General features: G+C 35.6%; 26 protein-coding genes and 5 pseudogenes. 8 read left to right on the top strand and 23 right to left on the bottom strand.

The genetic code is table 11. From position 1 onward, the window contains the following. Positions 1-358 precede the first annotated feature (358 nt). Positions 359-676 carry a PadR family transcriptional regulator gene (locus tag NYE50_RS02820; RefSeq protein ID WP_014416988.1) on the top strand — a complete coding sequence of 106 codons (318 nt, stop codon included), beginning with the start codon at positions 359-361 and terminating at the stop codon, positions 674-676. Continuing rightward, positions 663-1,232 (top strand): DUF2812 domain-containing protein, encoded by a 570-nt coding sequence (locus NYE50_RS02815; RefSeq protein ID WP_014416987.1) that lies wholly within the window; start codon positions 663-665, stop codon positions 1,230-1,232. Before NYE50_RS02820 ends, NYE50_RS02815 begins: the two co-directional genes overlap by 14 nt. Before the next feature lie 105 nt (positions 1,233-1,337). Here the strand turns inward: NYE50_RS02815 and NYE50_RS02810 are convergent, their stop codons facing one another. The 8 genes and pseudogenes from NYE50_RS02810 to NYE50_RS02775 all read right to left on the bottom strand — a co-directional run bounded on the left by NYE50_RS02810 (position 1,338) and on the right by NYE50_RS02775 (position 6,639). Next, positions 1,338-2,018: an aspartate/glutamate racemase family protein gene (locus NYE50_RS02810; RefSeq protein WP_159353803.1), complete on the bottom strand. Its 681-nt coding sequence runs from the start codon at positions 2,016-2,018 to the stop codon at positions 1,338-1,340. A gap of 442 nt (positions 2,019-2,460) precedes the next feature. Next, positions 2,461-3,237, bottom strand: a complete 777-nt coding sequence (locus tag NYE50_RS02805; protein ID WP_159353804.1) for a sulfite exporter TauE/SafE family protein — start codon at positions 3,235-3,237, stop codon at positions 2,461-2,463. Between the two features lie 59 nt (positions 3,238-3,296). Then, positions 3,297-3,524: a sulfurtransferase TusA family protein gene (locus NYE50_RS02800; RefSeq protein WP_003156135.1), complete on the bottom strand. Its 228-nt coding sequence runs from the start codon at positions 3,522-3,524 to the stop codon at positions 3,297-3,299. A gap of 33 nt (positions 3,525-3,557) precedes the next feature. After that, a pseudogene (locus tag NYE50_RS02795) lies at positions 3,558-4,716 on the bottom strand (MBL fold metallo-hydrolase). Further along, positions 4,688-5,257, bottom strand: a complete 570-nt coding sequence (locus NYE50_RS02790) for a sulfurtransferase TusA family protein (RefSeq protein ID WP_159353806.1) — start codon at positions 5,255-5,257, stop codon at positions 4,688-4,690. Before NYE50_RS02790 ends, NYE50_RS02795 begins: the two are co-directional and overlap by 29 nt. A gap of 65 nt (positions 5,258-5,322) precedes the next feature. After that, positions 5,323-5,691, bottom strand: a complete 369-nt coding sequence (locus NYE50_RS02785) for a rhodanese-like domain-containing protein (RefSeq protein ID WP_022552640.1) — start codon at positions 5,689-5,691, stop codon at positions 5,323-5,325. A gap of 44 nt (positions 5,692-5,735) precedes the next feature. Next, positions 5,736-6,218, bottom strand: a complete 483-nt coding sequence (locus tag NYE50_RS02780; protein ID WP_029974203.1) for a DsrE/DsrF/DrsH-like family protein — start codon at positions 6,216-6,218, stop codon at positions 5,736-5,738. Positions 6,219-6,378: 160 nt separating this feature from the next. Further along, positions 6,379-6,639: a metal-sensitive transcriptional regulator gene (locus NYE50_RS02775; protein WP_014416981.1), complete on the bottom strand. Its 261-nt coding sequence runs from the start codon at positions 6,637-6,639 to the stop codon at positions 6,379-6,381. 599 nt (positions 6,640-7,238) lie between these two features. Between NYE50_RS02775 and NYE50_RS02770 the strand changes: the two genes are divergently transcribed. Next, a complete protein-coding gene (locus tag NYE50_RS02770; protein ID WP_014416980.1) occupies positions 7,239-7,700 on the top strand; it encodes a CarD family transcriptional regulator in 462 nt (153 codons plus the stop codon). Between the two features lie 644 nt (positions 7,701-8,344). On the opposite strand, the gene cspC is transcribed toward NYE50_RS02770, so the two are convergent. The 3 genes from cspC to NYE50_RS02760 form a co-directional block, all read right to left on the bottom strand. After that, a complete protein-coding gene (gene cspC / locus NYE50_RS02765) occupies positions 8,345-8,548 on the bottom strand; it encodes a cold shock protein CspC (protein WP_003156143.1) in 204 nt (67 codons plus the stop codon). Positions 8,549-8,995: 447 nt separating this feature from the next. Further along, a complete protein-coding gene (locus NYE50_RS21915) occupies positions 8,996-9,094 on the bottom strand; it encodes a molecular chaperone TorD family protein (RefSeq protein ID WP_072177240.1) in 99 nt (32 codons plus the stop codon). Between the two features lie 104 nt (positions 9,095-9,198). Further along, positions 9,199-9,837: an NAD(P)-dependent oxidoreductase gene (locus NYE50_RS02760; protein ID WP_072177235.1), complete on the bottom strand. Its 639-nt coding sequence runs from the start codon at positions 9,835-9,837 to the stop codon at positions 9,199-9,201. Between the two features lie 197 nt (positions 9,838-10,034). Between NYE50_RS02760 and NYE50_RS02755 the strand changes: the two genes are divergently transcribed. The 3 genes from NYE50_RS02755 to NYE50_RS02745 all read left to right on the top strand — a co-directional run bounded on the left by NYE50_RS02755 (position 10,035) and on the right by NYE50_RS02745 (position 11,163). After that, entirely contained in the window at positions 10,035-10,478 is a 444-nt protein-coding gene (locus NYE50_RS02755; RefSeq protein ID WP_017419213.1) for an Rrf2 family transcriptional regulator, read from the top strand. A gap of 94 nt (positions 10,479-10,572) precedes the next feature. After that, a complete protein-coding gene (locus tag NYE50_RS02750; RefSeq protein ID WP_224988659.1) occupies positions 10,573-10,767 on the top strand; it encodes an AAA family ATPase in 195 nt (64 codons plus the stop codon). Between the two features lie 54 nt (positions 10,768-10,821). Beyond that, complete coding sequence (locus tag NYE50_RS02745; protein ID WP_095061566.1) at positions 10,822-11,163, top strand: MmcQ/YjbR family DNA-binding protein; 342 nt, start codon at positions 10,822-10,824, stop codon at positions 11,161-11,163. A 263-nt stretch (positions 11,164-11,426) separates the two neighbouring features. Here the strand turns inward: NYE50_RS02745 and NYE50_RS02740 are convergent, their stop codons facing one another. After that, positions 11,427-11,852 (bottom strand): MaoC family dehydratase, encoded by a 426-nt coding sequence (locus NYE50_RS02740; protein ID WP_014416973.1) that lies wholly within the window; start codon positions 11,850-11,852, stop codon positions 11,427-11,429. 131 nt (positions 11,853-11,983) lie between these two features. Continuing rightward, positions 11,984-12,331, bottom strand: coding sequence for a cystatin-like fold lipoprotein (locus tag NYE50_RS02735; RefSeq protein WP_172869033.1), 348 nt, complete (start codon positions 12,329-12,331; stop codon positions 11,984-11,986). 247 nt (positions 12,332-12,578) lie between these two features. Between NYE50_RS02735 and NYE50_RS02730 the strand changes: the two are divergent. Beyond that, positions 12,579-12,683: pseudogene (locus NYE50_RS02730) on the top strand (esterase); the annotation flags it as partial. Positions 12,684-13,299: 616 nt separating this feature from the next. Here the strand turns inward: NYE50_RS02730 and NYE50_RS02725 are convergent. The 6 genes and pseudogenes from NYE50_RS02725 to NYE50_RS02705 all read right to left on the bottom strand — a co-directional run bounded on the left by NYE50_RS02725 (position 13,300) and on the right by NYE50_RS02705 (position 18,029). Next, on the bottom strand, positions 13,300-14,703 hold the full coding sequence (locus NYE50_RS02725) for an MFS transporter (protein ID WP_021495073.1): 1,404 nt from the start codon (positions 14,701-14,703) through the stop codon (positions 13,300-13,302). 38 nt (positions 14,704-14,741) lie between these two features. Next, positions 14,742-15,107 (bottom strand): annotated as a pseudogene (locus NYE50_RS02720) (BCCT family transporter); the annotation flags it as partial. Positions 15,108-15,814: 707 nt separating this feature from the next. After that, positions 15,815-15,933, bottom strand: a pseudogene (locus NYE50_RS21910) (IS1595 family transposase); the annotation flags it as partial. Continuing rightward, positions 15,890-16,018, bottom strand: a complete 129-nt coding sequence (locus NYE50_RS02715; RefSeq protein ID WP_223204396.1) for a hypothetical protein — start codon at positions 16,016-16,018, stop codon at positions 15,890-15,892. The pseudogene NYE50_RS21910 and the gene NYE50_RS02715, both read right to left, overlap by 44 nt. Continuing rightward, positions 15,975-16,129, bottom strand: a pseudogene (locus NYE50_RS02710) (tetratricopeptide repeat protein); the annotation flags it as partial. The gene NYE50_RS02715 and the pseudogene NYE50_RS02710, both read right to left, overlap by 44 nt. Positions 16,130-16,853: 724 nt before the next feature. Further along, positions 16,854-18,029: a Rap family tetratricopeptide repeat protein gene (locus NYE50_RS02705; RefSeq protein WP_159353809.1), complete on the bottom strand. Its 1,176-nt coding sequence runs from the start codon at positions 18,027-18,029 to the stop codon at positions 16,854-16,856. A 355-nt stretch (positions 18,030-18,384) separates the two neighbouring features. Between NYE50_RS02705 and NYE50_RS02700 the strand changes: the two genes are divergently transcribed. Continuing rightward, positions 18,385-18,894: a DUF4367 domain-containing protein gene (locus tag NYE50_RS02700; protein WP_159353810.1), complete on the top strand. Its 510-nt coding sequence runs from the start codon at positions 18,385-18,387 to the stop codon at positions 18,892-18,894. Positions 18,895-18,994: 100 nt separating this feature from the next. On the opposite strand, the gene NYE50_RS02695 is transcribed toward NYE50_RS02700, so the two are convergent. The 4 genes from NYE50_RS02695 to NYE50_RS02680 form a co-directional block, all read right to left on the bottom strand. Continuing rightward, positions 18,995-20,563 (bottom strand): IS1182 family transposase, encoded by a 1,569-nt coding sequence (locus NYE50_RS02695; protein WP_340762868.1) that lies wholly within the window; start codon positions 20,561-20,563, stop codon positions 18,995-18,997. Between the two features lie 156 nt (positions 20,564-20,719). Beyond that, positions 20,720-21,139 carry a hypothetical protein gene (locus tag NYE50_RS02690; protein WP_017418471.1) on the bottom strand — a complete coding sequence of 140 codons (420 nt, stop codon included), beginning with the start codon at positions 21,137-21,139 and terminating at the stop codon, positions 20,720-20,722. A gap of 136 nt (positions 21,140-21,275) precedes the next feature. Next, entirely contained in the window at positions 21,276-21,653 is a 378-nt protein-coding gene (locus NYE50_RS02685; protein WP_017418470.1) for a cystatin-like fold lipoprotein, read from the bottom strand. A gap of 62 nt (positions 21,654-21,715) precedes the next feature. After that, positions 21,716-22,222 carry a hypothetical protein gene (locus NYE50_RS02680; protein WP_159353835.1) on the bottom strand — a complete coding sequence of 169 codons (507 nt, stop codon included), beginning with the start codon at positions 22,220-22,222 and terminating at the stop codon, positions 21,716-21,718. Positions 22,223-22,227 lie beyond the last annotated feature (5 nt).

Genomic DNA, 22,227 nt, shown 5'->3' with positions numbered 1-22,227 from the left:
AGTTTACGTCATCATACAATGAACAAAAAATACCAAGGGACTCAAAACCCTTGGTATTATTAATGCGGCCGAGAGGGTTTGGACCTTCCTGGGGTATTTATACGCTGGGCATTCGATAAAGTGAAAGCTTAGCTTATTACCACCCGGCATTTCAAGCACTGAAGTTAAGCATTACATCCAACAATCGGGCCATTTAATTGAATAGGACTACTCAAAAGTCGCTTCCCATTACGTAAGGGAAGCGACTTTTGAGATTTGATTTTCAAGTTCCTTTGACAAATTTTGAAAAAACCATTGACTATTCAGTTGAACTGTATTAAGTTTAACTATATAGTCAGACTGAATAGAGGATGAGGATATGAAACATAAATTATTACCGCTGTCTGAAACCATGCATTATATTTTATTAGCTCTGCGGGAGCCGCTTCATGGCTATGCCGCCATGCAGAAGATCGAGAAGATGAGTAACGGAACTGTTATTTTAGCAGCCGGCACATTATACGGCGCGATTGAAAACTTGAATAAGCATGGCTGGATTGAACCTGTTGGAGAGTCGGGCCGGAGAAAAGTTTATATGATAACTGCGGAAGGAAGCGCCATTTTGAAGATGGAACAAAACAGGTTACTGCATATTTTATCCCTGCACGAAGGAAGTGAATCGAATGAAGAAATTTAAGATGTTTTTTGATATTGAAAAAGAGGAGCAATGGCTGAACGAGCAATTACAAAAAGGCTATCGCTGTACAAATATCAGCGGATTAGGAATATACACTTTCGAAAAAACCGACAAAAAATATGTGATGAGACTGGATTATCAAGATTATTTATCAAAGAAAAAATTCGAAGATTACAGAGAGATATATGAAGACTTCGGCTGGAGTTATATAAATGGCCCTTGGGGGCTTGGAACTCGATATTGGCAAAAAGAAGATGATGATCAAAATGAAATCTTCTCGGATCGCCAATCAAAGAGTAATTATTATAAAAGACTAATGAGTTTTTCATCTTGTTTTGGGTTACTGTGCTTGTTTTATTGTAATATGATTTACACGAATTCAGGTTTGTATTTAGCTGAAGGTCTGTGGAGTATGGAAGGCGCAATGTTTTGGAAAGCATTTTTATTTGAAACTCCATTTGCCCTTTTAAGGTCGCTTCCCGCTCTTATGGCCGTTCTCTTTGGCTGCAGTTTCTATAAAGCGTATCGAAAATATTCAATGTTAAAAGAACAATAACGCGGGGAAGTTACATTTAAAGAAGTAATCGAGGATCATGTATCTGACGAAGCCGGGCGCTTTAACGGAAAAAAGCGCCCTGAATTTGCTGATAAATCAGACGGCTCATTTTGTTAATGATACATACTTATTTACAATGGCTTGAGCGAGACAAGCTGATGAATCAACAAAGGTAAGTTCGCTGCTTTTTTGATCCGTGACCATATTTAAATCCGTACATGCAATGATAACCGTATCAACCTTTTCTGCTAATTCACGGTGTAATTCATCATATAATGTACCAGCCTCATTGATTTGACCTTGTTTAATCTTTTCTATTATATGATCGACATAGATTTGCCAACTATCTTGATGTAAAAAATCATAACCTTCTCTGTTTAACGCTTCTTGAAATATTCCAGATTGAACCGTTGGAACGGTGGCTAAAAGAGCTGCTTTTTTTGAACCTTTAGGTATTTTATTTATGGTTTCATCAACCATGTTTAGTAAAGGGACTGAAAGCGCATTTTTTATTTGGTTAAAATAGATATGTGCGGTATTACATGGGATTGCAATAAAATCAACACCCGTTTTTTCAAGCTTTACAGCCCCCTCAATAATTGCCTTTTCCATGTCCGTATGATTGAGAGGTTTATTCATGTAGAAAGGAGTCGGACAGGAATAAATCATCATATGAGGAAAATCCATGTCATGTATTGCTCCATATATTTTTTGGCACTCGTCTACTACCTTATCTACAAATGGCCCAGTAGATTTTGGCCCCATTCCTGCCAGTATTCCAATCATAATTGTCCTCCTCTGTAAAAATGTGTACGAATACGATCACGATGAGTTATTCTTGTGTTACGCATCTGAATTTGCTCTCATTTCTTTTTGGCTGTCTTCTCCTATTTTATCATTTCATTAATCGAAAAAGGGACTTTAAAAAAGATAGCTGGCAAACCAGACGACTTGCTCTTGGGCGCCATGTTTGTTAAAATCACCATCTTCGTTTTAAAACGTACAGGTTTATAGTGTCCCATAACGCTGTCCTAAATAAAACACTGGTCGCAACTAAGTCAAATGTTTTTCACGGTACTATAGTCAAGACTTGCCCAAGTCACCATTATCAAAAAGAATTTCATCAAGCACTTGAAACATTTATTGAACGTGAGCAAGTGTTATAACATGAATAAGAAACCAAGGAGTGATGAATCTTTTAATCTTTCATTTTACCCGCTGACTCATATCAAAGGAGCTCTAACCAAATTTTAATAGCTGTCGCACTTATTAATAACGCTAAAATCCATTGCAGGAATTTTGTATTTACTTTTTGCCCAACAGATGCGCCAATAGGAGAAGCAATTAAACTGGCAATCATAAGAACCAGAGCCGGTGCAAAAAGAACCTGGCCCGTGATTACTTTTCCAACTGTTGCGCCAATAGATGAAAGAAATGTAATCGCAAGAGATGAAGCGACTGTGATTCTAACAGGGATATTTAAAATCGATAACATAATGGGGACCAGGATAAAAGCGCCGCCAGCTCCTAAAATACCTGATACGCCGCCAATGATAAACGCTAGGGACGAAGCCAACCATTTATTAAATATCACTTCTTCGTCTTCGCTATGTTCTTGTCCTTTTTTAGGTATAAACATTAAAACAACTGCTAGTATAGCCAGAATTCCGTATATAAAGTTAATTCCTTTTTCAGATATATAATGAGAAAAGTAACTCCCCAATACACTCCCTAAAAGGATGCTGCTTCCCATGTACATAATTAATGCTTTATTTAAAAAACCACTTTTACGATAAGCCCAAACACCGCCAAGTGTCGCAAAGAAAACTTGAATAGCCCCTATCCCTGACACTTCATGGGCAGTTAATGACATCACTCCCACTAAAGAAGGAATGTATAATAGCATTGGATAATTAATAACTGATCCGCCAATACCCATCATTCCGGAAATAAAGGCACCAATAAACCCTATAATGAAAAGAGTTGTGATAAAGGCAATATCCATTTTGGTTCCTCCTTTCAAAGAAAAAGGGCATCTTTGTATTCGATACCCTTTCACATTTATTAGCCTTTTTTAATCCAGAATTTCAATACATCGCCTTCATCAGTTTGCTCTAAAAGGTCATGCCCGCCTGATTTAGACCAAGCTGCAAGATCATTTTTAGCTCCCTTATCTGTTGCATGCACTTCTAATATTTGACCTGATTCCAGTTCATTCATCGCTTTCTTTGTTCTGACGATTGGCATTGGGCATGCCAGGCCTTTTGCGTCTAATACTTTATCTGATTTCATGTTCATCTCTCCTCTTTTTAATAGAAACTTGTGTTACCGTATTGCACAGCGGTTTGGACCAATCTCCATTTCACGCTGTTTTTCTTCATCTGGGCTGATTTTCCCCATGTTTGTTTCTCGAATCTCTTGGTATGCATTTGGCTGCGGAGGCAAATGATCTGTTACTAGGTGTCTAAATTCTCTTTCATCCGCAATGTTCAAACCATGGTTCTCGCTAAATAATGTACGTAGTTTTTTACCAACACTTCCATCCTCATTTAGCTCGTCAATGATCATAAAGTGTGCCGGTAATACAATTAAATCCTTTGATAACGCGTTGTAACGGCTATAAAGCGTTGTTCTTAAATCTCCCGCCCAATCTTCTGCCATACCGGCTAAGTCTGGTCTTCCGATTGAATCAATAAACAAGATATCACCTGAAAGAAGATACTGATCATCGACAATGAAAGAAGTGGAGCCAATCGTGTGCCCCGGTGAATAAATCGGTTGAATGCCAATCTTTGTGTTTCCAATGACAATATCGTTGCCTTCTTCCAGCGGCTGATAATCAAATACCGCTTCTTCTGCATCCTTCGGTGGTAACCAGTAGGTTGCTTTTGTTTTTTCAGCTATGACTCTGCCGCCTGAAATATGGTCTGCGTGAAGATGTGTATCAAATACGTGAGTAATCTCCGCGCCCTTCTCTTTCGCAAAGTCTATAAAAATATCCGCCATACGTGTCGCATCAATAATCGCTGCTTCACCATTGGAAATGACCATGTATGACAGGCAGCCTTTACCGATTCGAACAAACTGATACATCTCACCGCCACCTTTTAAATCCCCGACTTTTACCGGCTCTAAATGTTCGCTCCATGCTTTCATTCCGCCCTTAAGATAGGATACAGAATGACCTGCTTCAGAAAGCATTTCGGATACCATGACAGATGAACCTTCTTTTGCACAAACGACCAGCACTTCTTTATCAGAAGGAATTTTCTCCAAGATATCTTCTACGCCATCTAAAAGATCGAAATACGGTACATTTAAATGGTCAAAATAATGTCCTTCAATCTTCCAATCGCTAAAATCATTTTCATTACGTACATCCAGAATAAATAAAGATTCTTTGTGAAAGATTTTTTGTGTGACTTCTTTTGCGGTAAGTGCTTGAACGGTCATGTTTACATACCTCCTTTTTCTGTTTTACCAGTCCAATCCCGCATACCGGGGACAACATTAATAACCTTTTTAAAACCTTGTTTTTTCATGGTGTGGGCCGCCATTTCACTTCTTCTTCCCGAATGGCAGATAATATAAATTTCATCATTTTTGTTTAATTCGTTAGAGCGCTTTTTCACTTCGCCAAGAGGGATATGCACCACTCCGGGGATATGGGCTTCTTCATACTCCTCTATCTCTCGTACATCTAAAATGTGAAGAGACTCGTCACTATCCACTTTCTGTTTGAAAGCTTCTAATGAAATCTCAGGAATTGAAGCTGCATTTTCTGCTGAAAGCTCTCCTCCTTTTCGAAGAAAATGACGAAGTATTTCCCCCTCTGCTTCAGTACCTAGATATTCATGGCCTGTACTATTTGCCCATGCTTCCAGATCTGCTGTAGAACCTTTATCTGTCGCTTGAATTTCTAATATGTCACCAGCTTTTAAATCCTTCATACTCTTCTTCGTTTTTACGATAGGCATTGGACACGCCAAACCTTTAGCGTCTAGTACAATATTTGCTTTCATCATTTTTTCCTCCTTTTCTCATATAGGGGCGGGGGTATATAAATATGCAAAAAGTTACTCTCTGGATGTTAATACCATGTATTCATACCACCTTTTATATTTGTGATATTTTTAAATCCTTGTTTCTTCAATACTTTACTTGCCTTTATACTTCTCATTCCGCTTTGGCAGATCACAAAGACGTCTTTGTCTTTCGAAAGCTGATGAGTTTGACGAGGCAAGATAGACAAAGGAATATTTTTGAACCCTTTAATATGCCTTGTGCGGAACTCATAAGGTGTTCGTACATCTATAAACTGTTTGTCTTTATTTTTCAGCTCTGACTTTAAATCAGCAGTTGTTATTTGTTTAACACCATGCAATGGGAAAAAACGTCGAAATACGATCCAAAGTAAAAATAAAATGAGTAAAGTATTGAACATTACTCCGCTATTCATAGTGTTATAACCCCCTTCACTTATTCAATTTGCAATGGATAACATTAGATAAATAAGTTGACATTGCCTTCTTCAGCATCTGCCAAATAAGCAGCTACACCAGCATAGTCGATATCATCTAATAGTTCTTTTTCCTGTAAACCAAGAAGATCCATTGTCATCGTACAAGCTACGAGCTTTACACCTTGTTCTTGAGCCATCTCAATCAACTGAGGCAACGTAAGTGCATTATGCTTTTTCATCACATTTTTAATCATTTTAGGGCCCATACCTGCAAAGTTCATTTTAGATAAACCCATCTTATCAGCACCGCGAGGCATCATCTTTCCAAACATTGTTTCAAGAAATCCTTTTTTCACTGGAATCAGCTCTTCTTTACGTAAAGCGTTTAATCCCCAAAACGTATGGAAGATCGTCACTTCATGATCGTAGGCAGCTGCACCATTTGCAATAATATAGGCTGCCATTGCTTTGTCATATTCGCCGCTAAATAAAACAATTGTTGTGCGTTTTGTTTGTTTTGTCATGTTTATTCTCCTGACTAACCACCATTACCCCTAGGGGTATATTACAATTAAAAATTTTTTCGGAAGATCTCCTATTATTCAACCCAAAATACTGGCAGGGGTATATTATAATAAATATAAAAATTCGTCAACCTTAAAGATGATAGGTTGATGAATTTTTTTATCGGCTCTTTACCAATAATTCGACCGCTTCTTTTACTAAGTGTTGTGTGTCTTCTCCCTTTTCTAAACTTTCACGAACACAATGTTCAAGGTTTGTGCTCACAATCAAACCCATTGCTCGATCGATCGCATTACGTGAAGCAGCTAATTGGGTCACAACCTCTCTGCAATCTTTTCCTTGTTCCATCATGGTCAATACACCTTTTATCTGTCCTTCTATCCGGCGTAAGCGATTTTTAATCTTTTGATCATATTCCATGCGTTGAACTCCTTCTTTGAAATTTATATATTTGCATGTTATCAACTATCACTTCATACTATGCTTTATCACACTACATTATTAACTAGATAATGTTTGTGAATCAATATTATACCCTTACAGGTATACTGTCAATTTTCAAGACGGCATGAGAATGATTATAAAGAGTTAATATTAGTACCCCCTGTTTTACGTTAAACCCAAAAGATTAATCACAAGAAGTCTCCATATTTACTTAACATGCTCTTAATTGCATAATTGGTATCCTTGAGGAGAAGAAGACATCGAAAAAGTAAAAAAGTAAACAAACCTAGGATTCAATTGCTGTCATTGATGTCAAGTCATGAACTCCTAAAGGAGATTTAATAACTCATTTTCAACGAAAAACTGCTCTCTGTTAATTAGTCGAGATTCCAAGATATACACGGACCAATTGACCTTTCCTTTTTTAGGAATCCCACAGGCTCCCTCTTGTTTTGATGCTGTTTTTCCAAAAAGTTATTGACACCAATAAACGACCATGTTATCATTAAAAATTTGATATCTCACTCCATATATGATAACCTTAAGTTAAGTTCCTATATATGGAGGTGGATGATATGTTTCAAATTGGCGATAACATTGTTTATCCAATGCACGGAGCAGGTACAATTGAAGCCATAGAAGAAAAACAATTCTTAGAGGAAAAACAACAGTATTATGTCATAAGAATGTCAATCAGTAATATGACAGTTATGATTCCAACGCGTAAAATATTGAGTTCAAATATACGGCCGGTTACTGATATACGTGCATTAAAACACATTATACACATTTTTCAGCATGGAGAATCAGATAGGCTACTGCCGTGGAAGCAAAGGTATATAGTAAACACGAACAAAATAAAAACGGGTGAAATACAAGAAGGCGCTGAAGTTGTACGTGATTTAAGACGGATGAAGAAAGAAAAAGCACTTAATTCAAGCGAAAAAAAAATGTTGGATCATGCATATGAATTTTTGATTAGTGAACTGGAATTCATTAAAGGAATCACTGAAAAACAAATAAAAAGTTTTTGCTAAGGTTAATTTTAAATAATGTTTTGCATTCCAAAAAGCACCCGAAAGTTTTCGGAATATTACGATTAGATGTTTAACTTCTTCAACTTACTTTTAAAACATTAACCCCTTTTATTACCCCAACAATCTAATCTGTTTTATTTTTTTCTTCAACGAACATTTGAATTTTTATCAAAAAACTCGATGAAATAGTCACTTAATTTTTGTAATCCTGATTCACACTGGCACGGACAAGGAGCCGTAAGGATGGAAGAGAGGCAGGGCTTTCATTGTTTTAGGTCTAAGTGATTATTTCCAGAAGAAAAAACAACCACTCTCCTCTTTATCTTTAAGAATTTCTTACATCTGCTTCCACAGTGAATAGCAGTTGTTTATCTTCTTTTTATATTAGAGATATGCGAAATGTAACAAAGAATAACATACAGATATATTGAGAACATAAAAACAAATCATTTATATATATTCCACATATCGTCAATCCGGTATGTTATACTGTAAACAATCCTTTGAGGTTTTAAACCTTTTTCTTACCTTGTAGCAACTGTCCCTACTCGAACGTTGAGTAGGGTTTTTTTATTCAGTATGATACAGAGAACATAAAAAAACAGGCTCTATATAAAGAGCCTGTTTGTATAAACGATTGAAGATTAAGCAGTTTTTTGAACGTTAGCAGCTTGAGCTCCACGAGCACCTTGCTCAACGTCAAACGTTACTTTTTGACCTTCGTCTAAAGATTTGAATCCGTCACTTTGGATTGCAGAAAAGTGTACGAATACATCGTCTCCATTTTCACGTTCGATAAATCCAAAACCTTTTTCTGCATTAAACCATTTAACTGTACCTTGTTCCATTTTTGTTGCCTCCTAGTGTGTTACACATTGTATTACTATCCTTGCCCAAAGTATCATCAAGACGAAAAGTCGATATTCATACTATCCTTTACACGAACAAAAATAATTCCCCTTTATCATAGCACGAAACGGAAATAACTGCAAATTAATAATGTGTTCATTCATGTTTTATTTGTTAAACCTGTCGATACGAGTGCAAAATAAGATGCCTATTAATAACTATGGTTTGAAAACACCGTGAAAATGAATCACGAGTGTCTTCAAACCCAGTACTTCATATTGATTGTTAAAGATTTCTTTAAAAAGCTCAGCTGTTTCTTGTTCAAGTACAAGATACTCTTGGCTGTTCACTGGTATAGCTTTGTTTCTGCAGATGTTTCCAAACGATCATTCAAGTATACCCCCTATTTTAACGGTATTAACTTGTCATGTTTGTTCCTCAAACAATCAATGTTTACGGTCTAAATAAACCGATTCACATAGGGGAGCATGGAGAGAGTTTGGCCCGATAAAGAGCCGGGTATAATCTTCATACGCTTTTTGTATCCCGGCTGGCCATTGCTAATAAAGATTTAATCGAGATGGAGAACAGTTTCTGACCTTCAATAATTTTACACAGGATTAGGAAAGATACTTATTATACATGGAACTTATTCAGCTTCTCCAACAACTGTAAAGCGTTCATTTATATGTTTTGGATTTTCAATTTCATCCAATACTGCAATTGCATAGTCTGCATAGCTGATATAACTTTCGCCTTTCGAATTCACAAGAAGATGATCTTTTCCTGACTGATAAAATCCAGTTCTTTTCCCGTCTGGGTCAAATACCGCTGAAGGACTGATAAATGTCCAGTTAATATCAGAAGTTTCCTTTAGTTCTTGCAAGTTACGACCTTGCCCTTTAGCTGTTGGAATAAAAATCTCCGGGAAATCAGGTGTATCCATTACACTGACAGTTTTATTTTCGTCTACATAAAGACTCCCTGCTCCACCTACAATTACAGCTCTTGTGCCCGTTCCTTTTAATGCCCTAATTAATGCCCGGCCAGCATCTACATGTGCCTGTTCTTCTCCTAATGGAGCACCGAAGGCATTAACTGCTACATCTAACTTTTTTAGATCATCCGATGTAAGATCAATTATATTTTTTTCAATGATTGAAATCTTTTCCCCTTTAAGTTTTGCAGCATCTCTTACAATTGCAGTTACTTCATGTCCCCTGCTTACCGCTTCTTTCAAGATAAGACTTCCAGCTTTTCCGGTTGCACCAATGATTCCAATTTTCAATTTAAAGTCCTCCTAATCATTCAAAATTTTAAATGTAACCATATCGATTACATGTAATAATTTTAGTTACACCTTATTTATTTGTCAATACTTTTATCATCTTGTTAATTGAGCATATTAGAGTAAAAGAACTTGTAATACATTCAGTTACAAGTGTACTATAAAGAGTGTAACGTAATTAGGATGGTGAAGAAATCATGTCTATTAGCAGCCGTTTTGCTGTAGGAATTCATATATTGGCTCTTATTGAAATAAATGAAGACGGAATTAGCACTTCTGAATTTTTAGCTGGAAGTGTAAATACAAATCCCGCCTTCATAAGAAAAATTATGGGGATGCTGAAAAAAGCAGGTTTAGTAAAAGTTCGGCCAGGTATTGCAGGAGCTGAATTAGCGAGGGATTTAACTGAAATCACCTTACTTGATGTTTATAGAGCAGTTCATGTTGTTCAAGATAAAGAATTGTTTAGTATACATGAAAATCCCAATCCTCAATGTCCTGTAGGCCGGAACATTCAAAGTACAATTGGTCCAATATTTGAAATCGCCCAATCTGCCTTGGAAAAAGCTCTTGGGCATATCACAATTGATGATGTGGTAAAGGATATTATTGAAAAAGAAAAATTGACCAATAATTGTTAAATGATTTCACAGAAAATCTTTTATCAGATTGAGGATAAGAAAAATGGCTTTTTCATGAACAAAAAAAGAGCAGACATAAAGTCTGCTCCTTTTGATGAAAGATTCAGATTACGGTAAGGGATATAAATATGCTCATGATACAGAGGAAAAATTAACGACAATGCAGACGATGCCAGATTCTTTAATAGGGCGTGAGTGTTACTATCCAACAACTCAAGGTTCAGAAGCTAAGTTCAAACAAAGACTTGAGGAAATCTCGGATTGGTATAAAAGAAACCGCAAATCTTAGTTTGAACGAATATGTTCTGTATATAAAAATAATGAGGTATGGAGTGAATTGATAATGAATTATGATGAAATAAAAGATTACTGCCTAACCTTTCCAAACTCTTATGAAGACCATCCTTTTGGGGATGGTTGGACTGCAATTCGTCACAAAGGGAATAAGAAAATATTTGCACTTATCTTCACTCGCGACGAACACTTATATGTCAATCTTAAATGCGAGCCTGAAAGGGCTGATTTTCTACGTGGTCTTTTTGAAGAGATCAAGCCCGGATACCATATGAACAAGGAGCATTGGAATACTCTTACCTTAGATGAGGGACTCCCAGAGCACCAAATCCATGACATGGTAAAGTACAGCTTTGAACTGACAAAACCAAAAAGTAAAAAGGAAACATAACATCGAGGGATAGAACGCTTATTATAGATATTCATCCGGTGCAATGATACAGAGGAATATGCAAAAAACCTCAAGGCAGCAATGTTTAAATTCGTATTTACGAGATGATTTTTTCGTTATTGTTAGTCCTTTGTTTCTTGACATAGGTTGAACAAATAAAAAAGAGCAGACTCAAAGTCCACTCAATTCATTAAGATGATTGCTTATTTCATCCAGACACCTATAAAAAATGAAAGGTGACGATGATATGCCACAAAAGTCATTTAGCGTTTAATTAATACTGATAACTCACCTTCAAACACTTTTTCTTCTTTCTGATTATAGGTAGATAACAATACAGTAAGTATCCCCGTCTGGCTTTTATTTGGTTTTTTATCAATAACCTTAACAATAGTGTGCAGTTTATCATTAGGGTAAACGGGTGCTAGGAATTTTATATTATTCATTCCTGTCCCAGCAATAATATCGTCTTCATGACACCCTTCTTCAATCCAAAGCTTAAAAGTAATAGATAACGTTTGTATTCCAGAAGCAATAATTCCATTAAATCTGCCCATTTTTGCTTTTTCTTCATTTAAATGCATGTATTGTGGGTCATACACTTCTGCAAAATTCATTATATTCTCTTTTGTTAATTCAAAAGATTTAGTTTGAAAAACCTGCCCGATGGTGAATTCATCCAACTTCATAAATAAATCTCCTTGAATCTAAACTTTATTATTAAATCTACGTAGCATTTTAACATACTGGCTCTCACACAACAACTTAACGGTGAAACAATTGTTCCCCTATCAGGAATGAACAAGCACATTGTTTTTGTTTACTTGCTTTTAACCTCTTTATAATCAGGTGTTTTCTTATAAAGACCAAGGCGGTCGCCATCACCATCACCCGGCATATGTGTCATTTCCTCATAAGAATCTCCAAGCTTCTCATAATAAGAATAAGCAGTAAGCTTGCGAGAACTTTCTTCTGGCTGATAAAACGCAAGTTGAATAAACTTCCCGTCATCATATACACGAATTATGGCGTTATCTCTTTTGTGCTCATCTGAATCTGCTCGCATTTCTTTTCTGACTTTCTTCTCCTGCTTCATCACTTCATTAATTGCATTATCATATTTACTACCGCCGCACGCAGTCAGCAGAAGGATGAAGGTGACTGACAAATCATACGGCCTACTATACAGTAACAGATGAATTTTCCGCAAAAAAAATACCAAGGGCGTCTACAACCCTTGGTAACATTGATGCAGCCGAGAGGACTTGAACCTCCAAGGGTTATTCACCCGCAGGGCCCTCCATCTATATTCATAAAACTATTGCTCAGTTGTCAGCATGTTAAGTAAATTACGAATTTCCTTGTTATAACTTTTAATTTCTTCTTCATTACAACCGGTTTTATCAAATACTGCGTTAGGTATCATTCACGATTTCGTGATGCTCAACGCCTTAGCTAAAACTGAAGCTGCGCGCGGAGCAATTGATCTTGCCGCAACCTGGCTGCGTAAAGGGTTTTAATGAATCTATTGTTTCGTCACATAGAGACTGCTGCAAATAAATAAAAAACAAACAGATCCACTCAAATAATTGAGTGGATCGTATTATTGATTCAATCACTTATCGCAAATATATTCACGTTGGAATAATGGAACTTTTGATGAGCTTTTAAATCGGGCTGGTTATTATTTTGTTGTTGAGATGTCCCTAATTGAAAAGCTAACTCCACAACAAACTCTATTTTTTCACCAGTCCACCCTCTTCATATCCAAAAAACCTTTGTTGATAAAAACAATAGGATTATTAGTTAGCGTACAAGTTCTCGTTTTCTGCTTTGGACCCCATATAGAAAATAAAAAGCCAGCTCTCCTTCGGGAGAAGAACTGGCATAACAAAGCTTCTTGTTTCTTATTTTGCTGTATTGCTCAGACCTTTTAATTTCTCTTCGTTCTTGCGTCAATGTTTTATTATTAGGACACAACCAATAAAATAATGACGATCGAGAATAGCAACGCTGCTTTTGCAAAGCAGTAAGCCCTCCAGAATATAAAAGAGCTGCAGTCATTGCTGCTCGGATAATCCCAGCTTATTCTGAGTCTGTATTTCGAGTAGCCGGTCAATTAAATGGATGTTTTTTTCATTCCTTTTCTGTTTGTTCCATTTTCCACCATAGTGAATCTTTTGGATTTTCAACAGCCTCTTGAAACTCAGCTTTAGAAGCAACTGTTGGGTAAGAACCTTTTAAAGATTTACCTGAAGTATCTTTAAATAAGGTTAACACAACTATTAAGCCAATTAAACTAACTGCCAATAAATAGAAACCCGGCGCCAAATTGTTTCTTGTCACATGGGTTAACCAAGAAGCAACTAAAGGTGTTGTTCCGCCAAAAATAGAAACTGATAAGTTGAATGTCCAGGATAATGTTCGATATCTAATGTCAGTATGGAACAACGTAGGTAAAGATCCTGGCATAGTACCTTCGTATACAGATAATACAATACCTAACATTAAAAGTCCTATAAATAAGAATATTAGACTCCCCATATTAAGAAATTGAAAAGAGATAATCGAAAATACAATTCCTAATACTAATCCAATTGTTATAACTTTTTTATTTCCTAATTTATCTCCCAATTTACCAAAAGTTAAAGCGAACGGTACCATAATAATCAATACAATTGCTGTAACCGGTGTACTTATATTATCACTTATACCAAGGTTCTCATCTAAATAAGAAGGCATATAACCTAACAATAGGTAATTGGTTATATTGAAAAATGCCACAAATACGATACATAAAAAGATATCTTTTTTATATGTTTTAATGACTTCTAATAAACCTGGTTGTTGTTCTTGGTTTTCAGAGATGTCATTTTCAAAGATTGGTGATTCATCTAAATGACTTCTCAAATATAAACCAAATAATCCTATTGGAATACTCAAGAAGAAAGGAATTCTCCATCCCCAACTATTCATTTGAACATCAGATAAAGTCCAGAAAAGTACTGTAACTAAAACAGACGCTACTATATAACCAGATAATGTGCCGATTTCTAAACCGCTGCCTAACCTTATACGTTTATTATCTGGAGAAGATTCTGCGATATATACCATTGCACCAGCGTACTCTCCACCTACAGAAAAACCTTGCAGAATACGAGCTAAGAGTAATAATATAGGGGCCCATACACCAATCTGGTCATAGGTAGGAAGCACACCAATTATTAAAGTAGATAAAGCCATCATTAAAATAGTAATTGTTAATACTATTTTCCGACCAAATTTATCACCCACTTTACCAAAAATAATTCCGCCTACCGGTCTAAGTAAGAAGGCAATTGCAAATGTAGCAAAAGTAAATATTAACTTTAATTCATCGTTTTGAACCGGACTGAAAAAGTTTTTACTAATAATAACTGCCAAATAAGAATATAAAGCAAAATCAAACCATTCCATCGCGTTTCCTATCCCTGTAGCAAACACGCTTTTCTTCGCTTTTTGAATGTCTACAACGTTAATTTTTTTCTTGTTAAACTTCATTTAATAATATCGACTCCTTAATTATCAAATCCACATTATACAAGCGTATAAACGGTCCAAGCATGCAGTCCCAGAATGTATAGCGTAATGCTTCTCTAAAGTCTGGGGGTTTCTGTTTCACCTGATGGAGAGCTAACGGCATAGTGGATGATTGGTTCAACTGTACCTTAAAAGACTAGACGAATATCCATATCAGCGCCAAATAACATTGTAAACCAGGAAAGAAGGATGAAATTCAGTTTTTTCGCTGGTTTCCTTAACTTATTTTTGCCGATTGGACTAAAAATAATACAAAAAGCAACAAAAAGAGAAACATCCAACAGATAATACCAGCCAAAGCGGTTAGTGATATATCCGTGGGCTGTGGTTGGTATTTTCTGCAGACTATTTGGAGAAATGATTCCCCTTCATACAGCTCTATTGTGAATATTATCACAATCGAAAAAAAACTTTTATTTCTTCAAAGGATCCTAAACCTATATTTTAGTTCTTCCATTACGTCTTTATTTACTGATTCTATCTTTATTACCCCGCAATCAGGTGAAACAAAACACTATAAACGTAGCATACCTTTTTAAAATCTGACAAGCCCAACAGGGTGATAGAAACCCGGCTAAAGCCAAGCTAGTCAATGGATAGAAGAAATTTTTTTTGTTTTTCCCAAGGAATAACAGTCTGCGTTTAATCTAGCCCAATTAGAAAGAAAAAGAGCAGGAGTAATCCTGCTCTTTCATTCAAAACTTTAATTTGTATGAAGAATGTCGTATACCTTTTCGACTTTCTTTACCTATTAATCAGTATACAGACTACAACAGAAATAAGTAGCACCGGGTATGAAATAATGGATGCATATAATCAGGCCAATCACCGACAATTGAATTTATTGCATGACACCTAACAAAATTATTTTTTAAATCCAGCTGTAAATAAAGAAACATTTCTTAGGTAATGGTTTTATTTTTGGTAAATCGACATGTATTTGTTTCCCCTTCCCTGTAATCCAAATGTTTCGATATGAACATTTAATCCTTTCATACATTTATCACAATTTTAACAAACTTTTAACTGAACTGGGTAAGTTGAACAAGGATTAAACATTGAATTTTGACAATCACAAACTGTCATATGTGTCCGTCATATCAAAAGAATCTCTTTAAGGTGTTGTTTAGTGCTTTCGTTACGGCGACTATCGACAAATAAGAACCAAGCAAAGTATTGTCCAGATAGTTTGAGTATTTTGATCACTTTGCAAATAAGTTATTGAAAATACACTACCTAAAATCACTGCAGCCAATAGACACCGGCTGATTTTCATCAATAATCTCCCCTTTTTTAATTTTCGTAGAGAGCATTAAGCTTCCTCGTTCATGAAAATAATCAGCGACTTCAATCGAAAAATTTTCAACATCAGAAACATTTTCCTCGAAATCTTGGTTTTCTTCCATGCTTAGCAATACTTTCTCTGCTTTTGCAAATTGGAGTTTGAGGCATTAGTAACTACCTATAATGATGAAAATATTTGTGCGATGTCTACTGCAGATGACTTACTTTAGGTAAGTGGGCAGTTTGTGGATAGTAGATCATTTAAAAATAAGCACAAAAAAATACCAAAGGTGGTTAAACCTTTGGTATTTTTGAGATGCGGCCGAGAGGACTTGAACCTTCACGGGTCATTCACCCGCTGGTCCCTCAATAAAGTGATAGCTTATCACTAGTTACAAAACCCCGTCATTTCAAGCATTTGAAGCTATTCATTACATTCATTTACACCGTTTTATATTAATTTTGGGCACAAAATGGACACTCACTCACTTTCAAATTCAAAAGATAAAGGACTTGAAAATAAAACAATAAACAACACAATGATTATTTTATACGACCGATTATCTGACTGGAATGCGCTTAGGAGAAATTTTAGTGCTTCACGAGTAATTTCGGATTTTTAAACCATAGCGTATTAAATCACACCATGGAGGAGTACACTGGGTAACATGGTCAAATAAAAAAGCTCTAACTAGTCCACAAAGGGTCTAGTTAGAGCTTTTTAGCGTATATTTTGTCCAAATCATTAAGCACCTACTCTGTCATCAGCAACGTGAAAAGGAGCTTTGATAACAGGGACATCATTTGTTAAAACCACTCCTGCAATGCTACCCAATAAAATGACTGTAAACAAAGTCCGGCTGATTTTCATTAATAATCTCCCCTTTTTTTATTTTTCGTCTTGCTTCAATACTCAGTCGATAATACTCATTGGAACGTGATAAATCCCCTTCTTCATAAAAATAATCCGCTACTCTGATAGCAAAATTTTCAATGTCTCCGAACATTCTTTTTTCATTCAGATACGAAAAGGCCTCTTCAATTAAAGAATATTCATCATCACTAAAATAAAGTCCTTCTATAATCTTAAACTTTGCTTCATATTCTGAATCTCCGTATTTCTTTGCGACAGATTGCCCCTTTTTTAAATAAAGTAAGGCTTCAGCCAGAGCTTTCTGTTTCGTTTTAACATTTACAATATTGAACAATGTTTTTGTCAAAAAGACGTGTTCAGTCTTTTCAAAAAATTCTAATGACGTTTGTAAATACTCAGCTGCTTTATCATATTCACCTATATAATCATAACAAATACCAATATTCATTCGAGACATACCAATCAAGTAATCCGCTCCAACTGATTCAGCTATACGCAATGTGTCTCTAAACACATCTAGTGCTCTTTCATAATCCAAAGAGTCAATTAAATTACCAGCAATTATATTTTGACATCTTATGGTTTGAACTGCATACGCATCGTACTGTTTGAAAATTTTAAGCGCCCGATTGGCATAATTTAAAGAAAAATAAGTTTGTTTCATATAGTAATACACATGGGCGACTTTGAAGAAGAACTCCGCCCTTTCAATTTCATCTTCCACCTCAAACAACTTTTTCTCCGCGATTCGATAAGCACTTATTGCTGTAGTCAGTTCTTTCCTTCTAAATTCATACATTCCCATAAAGAAATAAAAATAATACTCCAACATACCGGTTAATTGACCTTGGGATTCAATTTCCCTTAGCGTCTCATATGCATTTTCCAAGCTATCCATATTCTTTGACTTCATATAGCTCAACATGATTTCATGTCTGAATTCTAGCAGCTGATAATATAATAGAGCATCTTGATTTTCTTCCATATTAGCTAGTTCAGCTTCAACTTCAGCTTTAATTCGTTCTGCTTCCTCAACCAAATCACTCTTTATCGCCATGTACCAAGCATTTAGTTTTTTTGTCACCAAATCATATGGAATTTTGCTTCTCTTTAAAAAACCCTGCTGCAAGAAAGCTCCCCCATCTCCACTAAATTGTTGGAATATTTACATTAATTGTATTATGTCAGATTCAACATTTTTTGACAAAGTTAAAATGCAAAAAGGTACTTTATATCTAAAATTACGACTTAAGTTATACTTGGTTTCAAAACTAAAGCACATTCCTGCACATACAAAAAGTGAGTAGATACTATGTCTACTCATTCTTTATTCGTTGATCGCTACAGACAAAAGATATTTTTTATATTGATACCTTCACCAATCCAAATTATGCACAAAAAAAATTTAAAATTTTACGTATTTAACATATCAAAATTGGGATACTGTCCTTAAGATGCTTATTAACAGAAAAGGAGCAATTAAAATGAAATATCCTCTTAGATTTATGATTGGAATATCACTTTCCCTTGTTTTCCTTTTAAATCCTTGGTCAAATCTTAAAGTTACTGCAACTTCAGACTTGGGGGTGGGGAATTCTTCAAGAAAAGATTTATCTTATTTAAAAGAACATGCAAATTTTCACGTTTTAGTACCTAAAGACACTTCTTCAAATTGGAAATTAACCATAAAAAATTATCCAAATCATGACAAAAAAATAAGTATGACAAGACTTAATTATGAAGACCATGCTTACAGAAACTATGTAATGGTCGGAATTGCACAAAGCAAATTTAAAAATCAACCGTTACGTTATTCAGATGGAAAAAACGTTAAAAACGTTACTATTAATGGACAGAAAGGTATATTTGAAAGATGGGCTGACGGAACAAAAGGCGGCATTTTAAGATGGGTACAAAACGGAACCTATGTAGAAATGGATAGCTCTAACTTAAAGGATACGGAAATGGTCCAGTTAGCACAATCAATGAAATAAAGTGGCTGGGACAAAACTAGCTTCAAATAATGAGAAAGGTGAATTTGGGGGTACTCAAATTCATCTTTCTTTATTTTTATGTATAAATTCTTCTATTACCTTAGAAGTTGGCAGTGAATTTTCTTAAATTCACTGCCATTAATGCGAGACCCATTTCGTTTGCTACCTTCGATTTTCCTCGTACAGAAAATCGAGTGAAACGCAAATTAGCCTTCAAGAATCCAAAAACTGGTTCCACATCGGTTTTACGTTTTCGATAGATGGCACTCGTTTTCTCTTCTGAAAGCTTCGCTCTCACATATTCTTTTTGCTGTTCCCATTTTTTGTTCACCATTAGTTTTCGATTGTTTCCTTCTTTTGCCTTGGTACATGATGAACGGAATGGGCATCCTGAACAGTCTTCGCACTCGTAGACTTTGAAACTCCTTTGGAAACCTGTAGCGTCCGTTCGGACAGAATGATATTGAAATTCTAAACGTTTCTGATTAGGGCACGTATATGTATCGGTTTCTTGATCATATACCCAGTTATCAGGATTAAATGTATTTTGTTTGTACTTTTTCTTTTGTTCCTTCAAAAACATGTTATATGTTATCAGTGCTTCTCGGTTTCTGTTTGAGAGAATATCACTAAAGTTTTGTTCACTACCATAACCTGCATCTGCAACTATATGTTTCGGTAACTCGAAATAATGTTGCTCGATCTCATCTAAAAATGGAATTAACGTACGTGTATCTGTTGGGTTTGGAAATAGACTATAAGCAAGCGCATATTGACCTTCCGTTGCGATTTGTACATTGTAACCAGCTTTCAATTGCCCGTTTTTCATATAATCATCTTTCATTCGCATAAATGTCGCATCTAGATCTGTTTTAGAATAGCTATTACGTGGTCCAAAGATTTTAAGATCCTGTTGGTACTTCCGTTTTCTTAGGATAAAATCAATCAACTGTTTACGCACTTGTTTCGGGTATTTTCGTTCCCTTCGTAAGGCTTTTCGTTCCGTAACGTCTGAAGATGCTTCTATTTGTTTATCATATTCGGTCACTACTTCGTCTACTTTTTGAACCATTTGAGTGAGCTCTCCAAATGATAGCTGTTCATCACTTTCCCGTTCCATTTGGGGTATGATTTCGTTCTCAAGCAACTCATTGTACAACTGGTTTGACTTATCAATTAAACGCTGATGAAATTTCTCAATCGCTTTCTTCCAGACAAACGTAAATTTATTCGCATTCGCTTCAATCTTTGTACCATCGATAAATATCGCTTCTTGATCGATCAGTTTTTCTTCAATCAATTGGCAGCGAAATTGGATGAAACATTGACGGATTAAATCTTTCACTACTGGTTGAACACGAAATCGGTTAATTGTACGGTAGCTTGGTTCATACCCTTGAGCTAACCACATCATACGGATACTGTCTTTTAATAGGGCCTCTATTTTACGCCCTGAAAAGACAGATTGAGTGTAGGCACATAGAATAATTTTAAGCATCATGCGTGGATGATAGGCAGGACAACCTTCATTTCGAAGAAATGGTTCAAACGCTTCTTGAGGGATACTTTCCACTAAATGATGGACATGGTAGGCAATATCATTATTTTGTAACTTTACTTCTAAATCTAAAGGCAAAACGATTTGATTCATGGTATAATCTTTAAACATAAGGACACTTCTTTCTGATTAGATTTTGTATGGTAACTTAATTTTATCAGAAGTTGTCCTTATTTTTTATTGTAAAATAATCAAAAACGGTGAAAGTTTACTCGTCGTAAAATTTCACCGTTTTTTTCGTCTTAGAGGTGGGTTTTGTCCCAGCCCCTATGTTTGCACTTGACCATCCACCGTGACATAATACCAACCTTGCATATCATTATTGTTATTTGACATCCAGGAAACGTGATAACTTCCGCCAGGGTGTTTCACATAATATGTTAATGTGTTAGTCCCATCTCCTTGTACTCGCCAAGTTTTTCTTTCGCCACCGTTAAAATATGAGATACTCCAAGTAATATCAGCTTTCTCTCCGCTATGGATACCCCATTGTTTTAGATTCACCACTATTTTATTCACTTTAGAACCTAGATGTACAGAAACACTATCATAATCATTTTTCACATAAGACATTACTTTATACGGTCCATGTTTTTTCACAGCGGCTTCAGCATTGTTACTTTTGAAAGTAAAGAGACCAAAACATGTAATAAAAACCACCATCATAATTAAAATTTTCTTTTTCATTTTAAACTCTCCTTTTTATTAATGTGTTTTTTCATTTCTCCTTATATCTAAATAATTCCTTCTACAAAAAACATTTTTTGGAACTTTTATTGAAAAACGGTGATTTTTTCATCAAAAAAAAGAGCAGGTACAAGGCCTACTCCGTTTTTTTACCTTTATCCTCTTCATAATCTGGCGTTTTTTTATACAAGCCTAGACGATCTTGATCTCCGTCGACAGGCATATGGGTCAGCTCTTCATATGAATCACCAAGCTTCTCATAATACGAAAATGCGGTGAGCTTTTTATAATTATCCTCGGGCTTATAAAATGCCAATTGAATATACTTTCCGTTATTATATACACGAACTATAGAATTCTCCCTCTTATACTCATCCGAATCTATATTTGTTTCTTTCCTGGTTTTCTTCTCCTGCTTTATTACATCATTAATCGCATCATCATATTTATTTCCACCACATGCAGTTAACAGTAGAATGGCGGATATACTAAGGAAAATAAAAAGGTTCTTCAAAGTATGCACCTCCTCTTTTTTCAATATTCATTATACTCAAAATATAGATGTTTTTCCACTTTTCACCCATTTCCTTTTACCTGTACATCATCTACCAGCCACTTGTTCTTTTCCTTCTTCATCTTTGTTTGGACAATCAACACTTGCTGACTGGTTACTGAATTCGCAGTAGTTGATACCTCTACAATGTTCAAAAACAATTCAGTCGAATCATCAATCGGCTTTGAATAGCTTTCCAATGAACGTAATTTGCTTTGTACACTGATAGAATGCTTTTTGTCAGATCGGGAAGGGAAGGCATAATCAAAACCTTTTTCCGTTGTGTATTTTTTTACCGCATCGTATCGCTTATCAATATCACTGTAATTCAGAAACGCTTCAAAAAATGCCTTGTTCTTTTTTGCGCTGCCCCCATTCTGAATCTGACTCAATTCCTTGTTTTTCTCTATTAACGCATCATTTTTCTTATTGAGTTGGTCAATTTTAGAATACTGTGCCCCATGAAACCAATACGCTGTTACCAAGCCTACAAAGAAACAAACACAAATCCATGAAATATGTGTTTTCATGCTTC

Source organism: Bacillus sp. EU55 (assembly GCF_038005925.1).
Lineage (GTDB): Bacteria > Bacillota > Bacilli > Bacillales > Bacillaceae > Bacillus > Bacillus velezensis.
The sequence above is the reverse complement of the archived record's forward strand: the minus strand, read 5'-3'. Positions and strand labels throughout refer to the sequence as shown.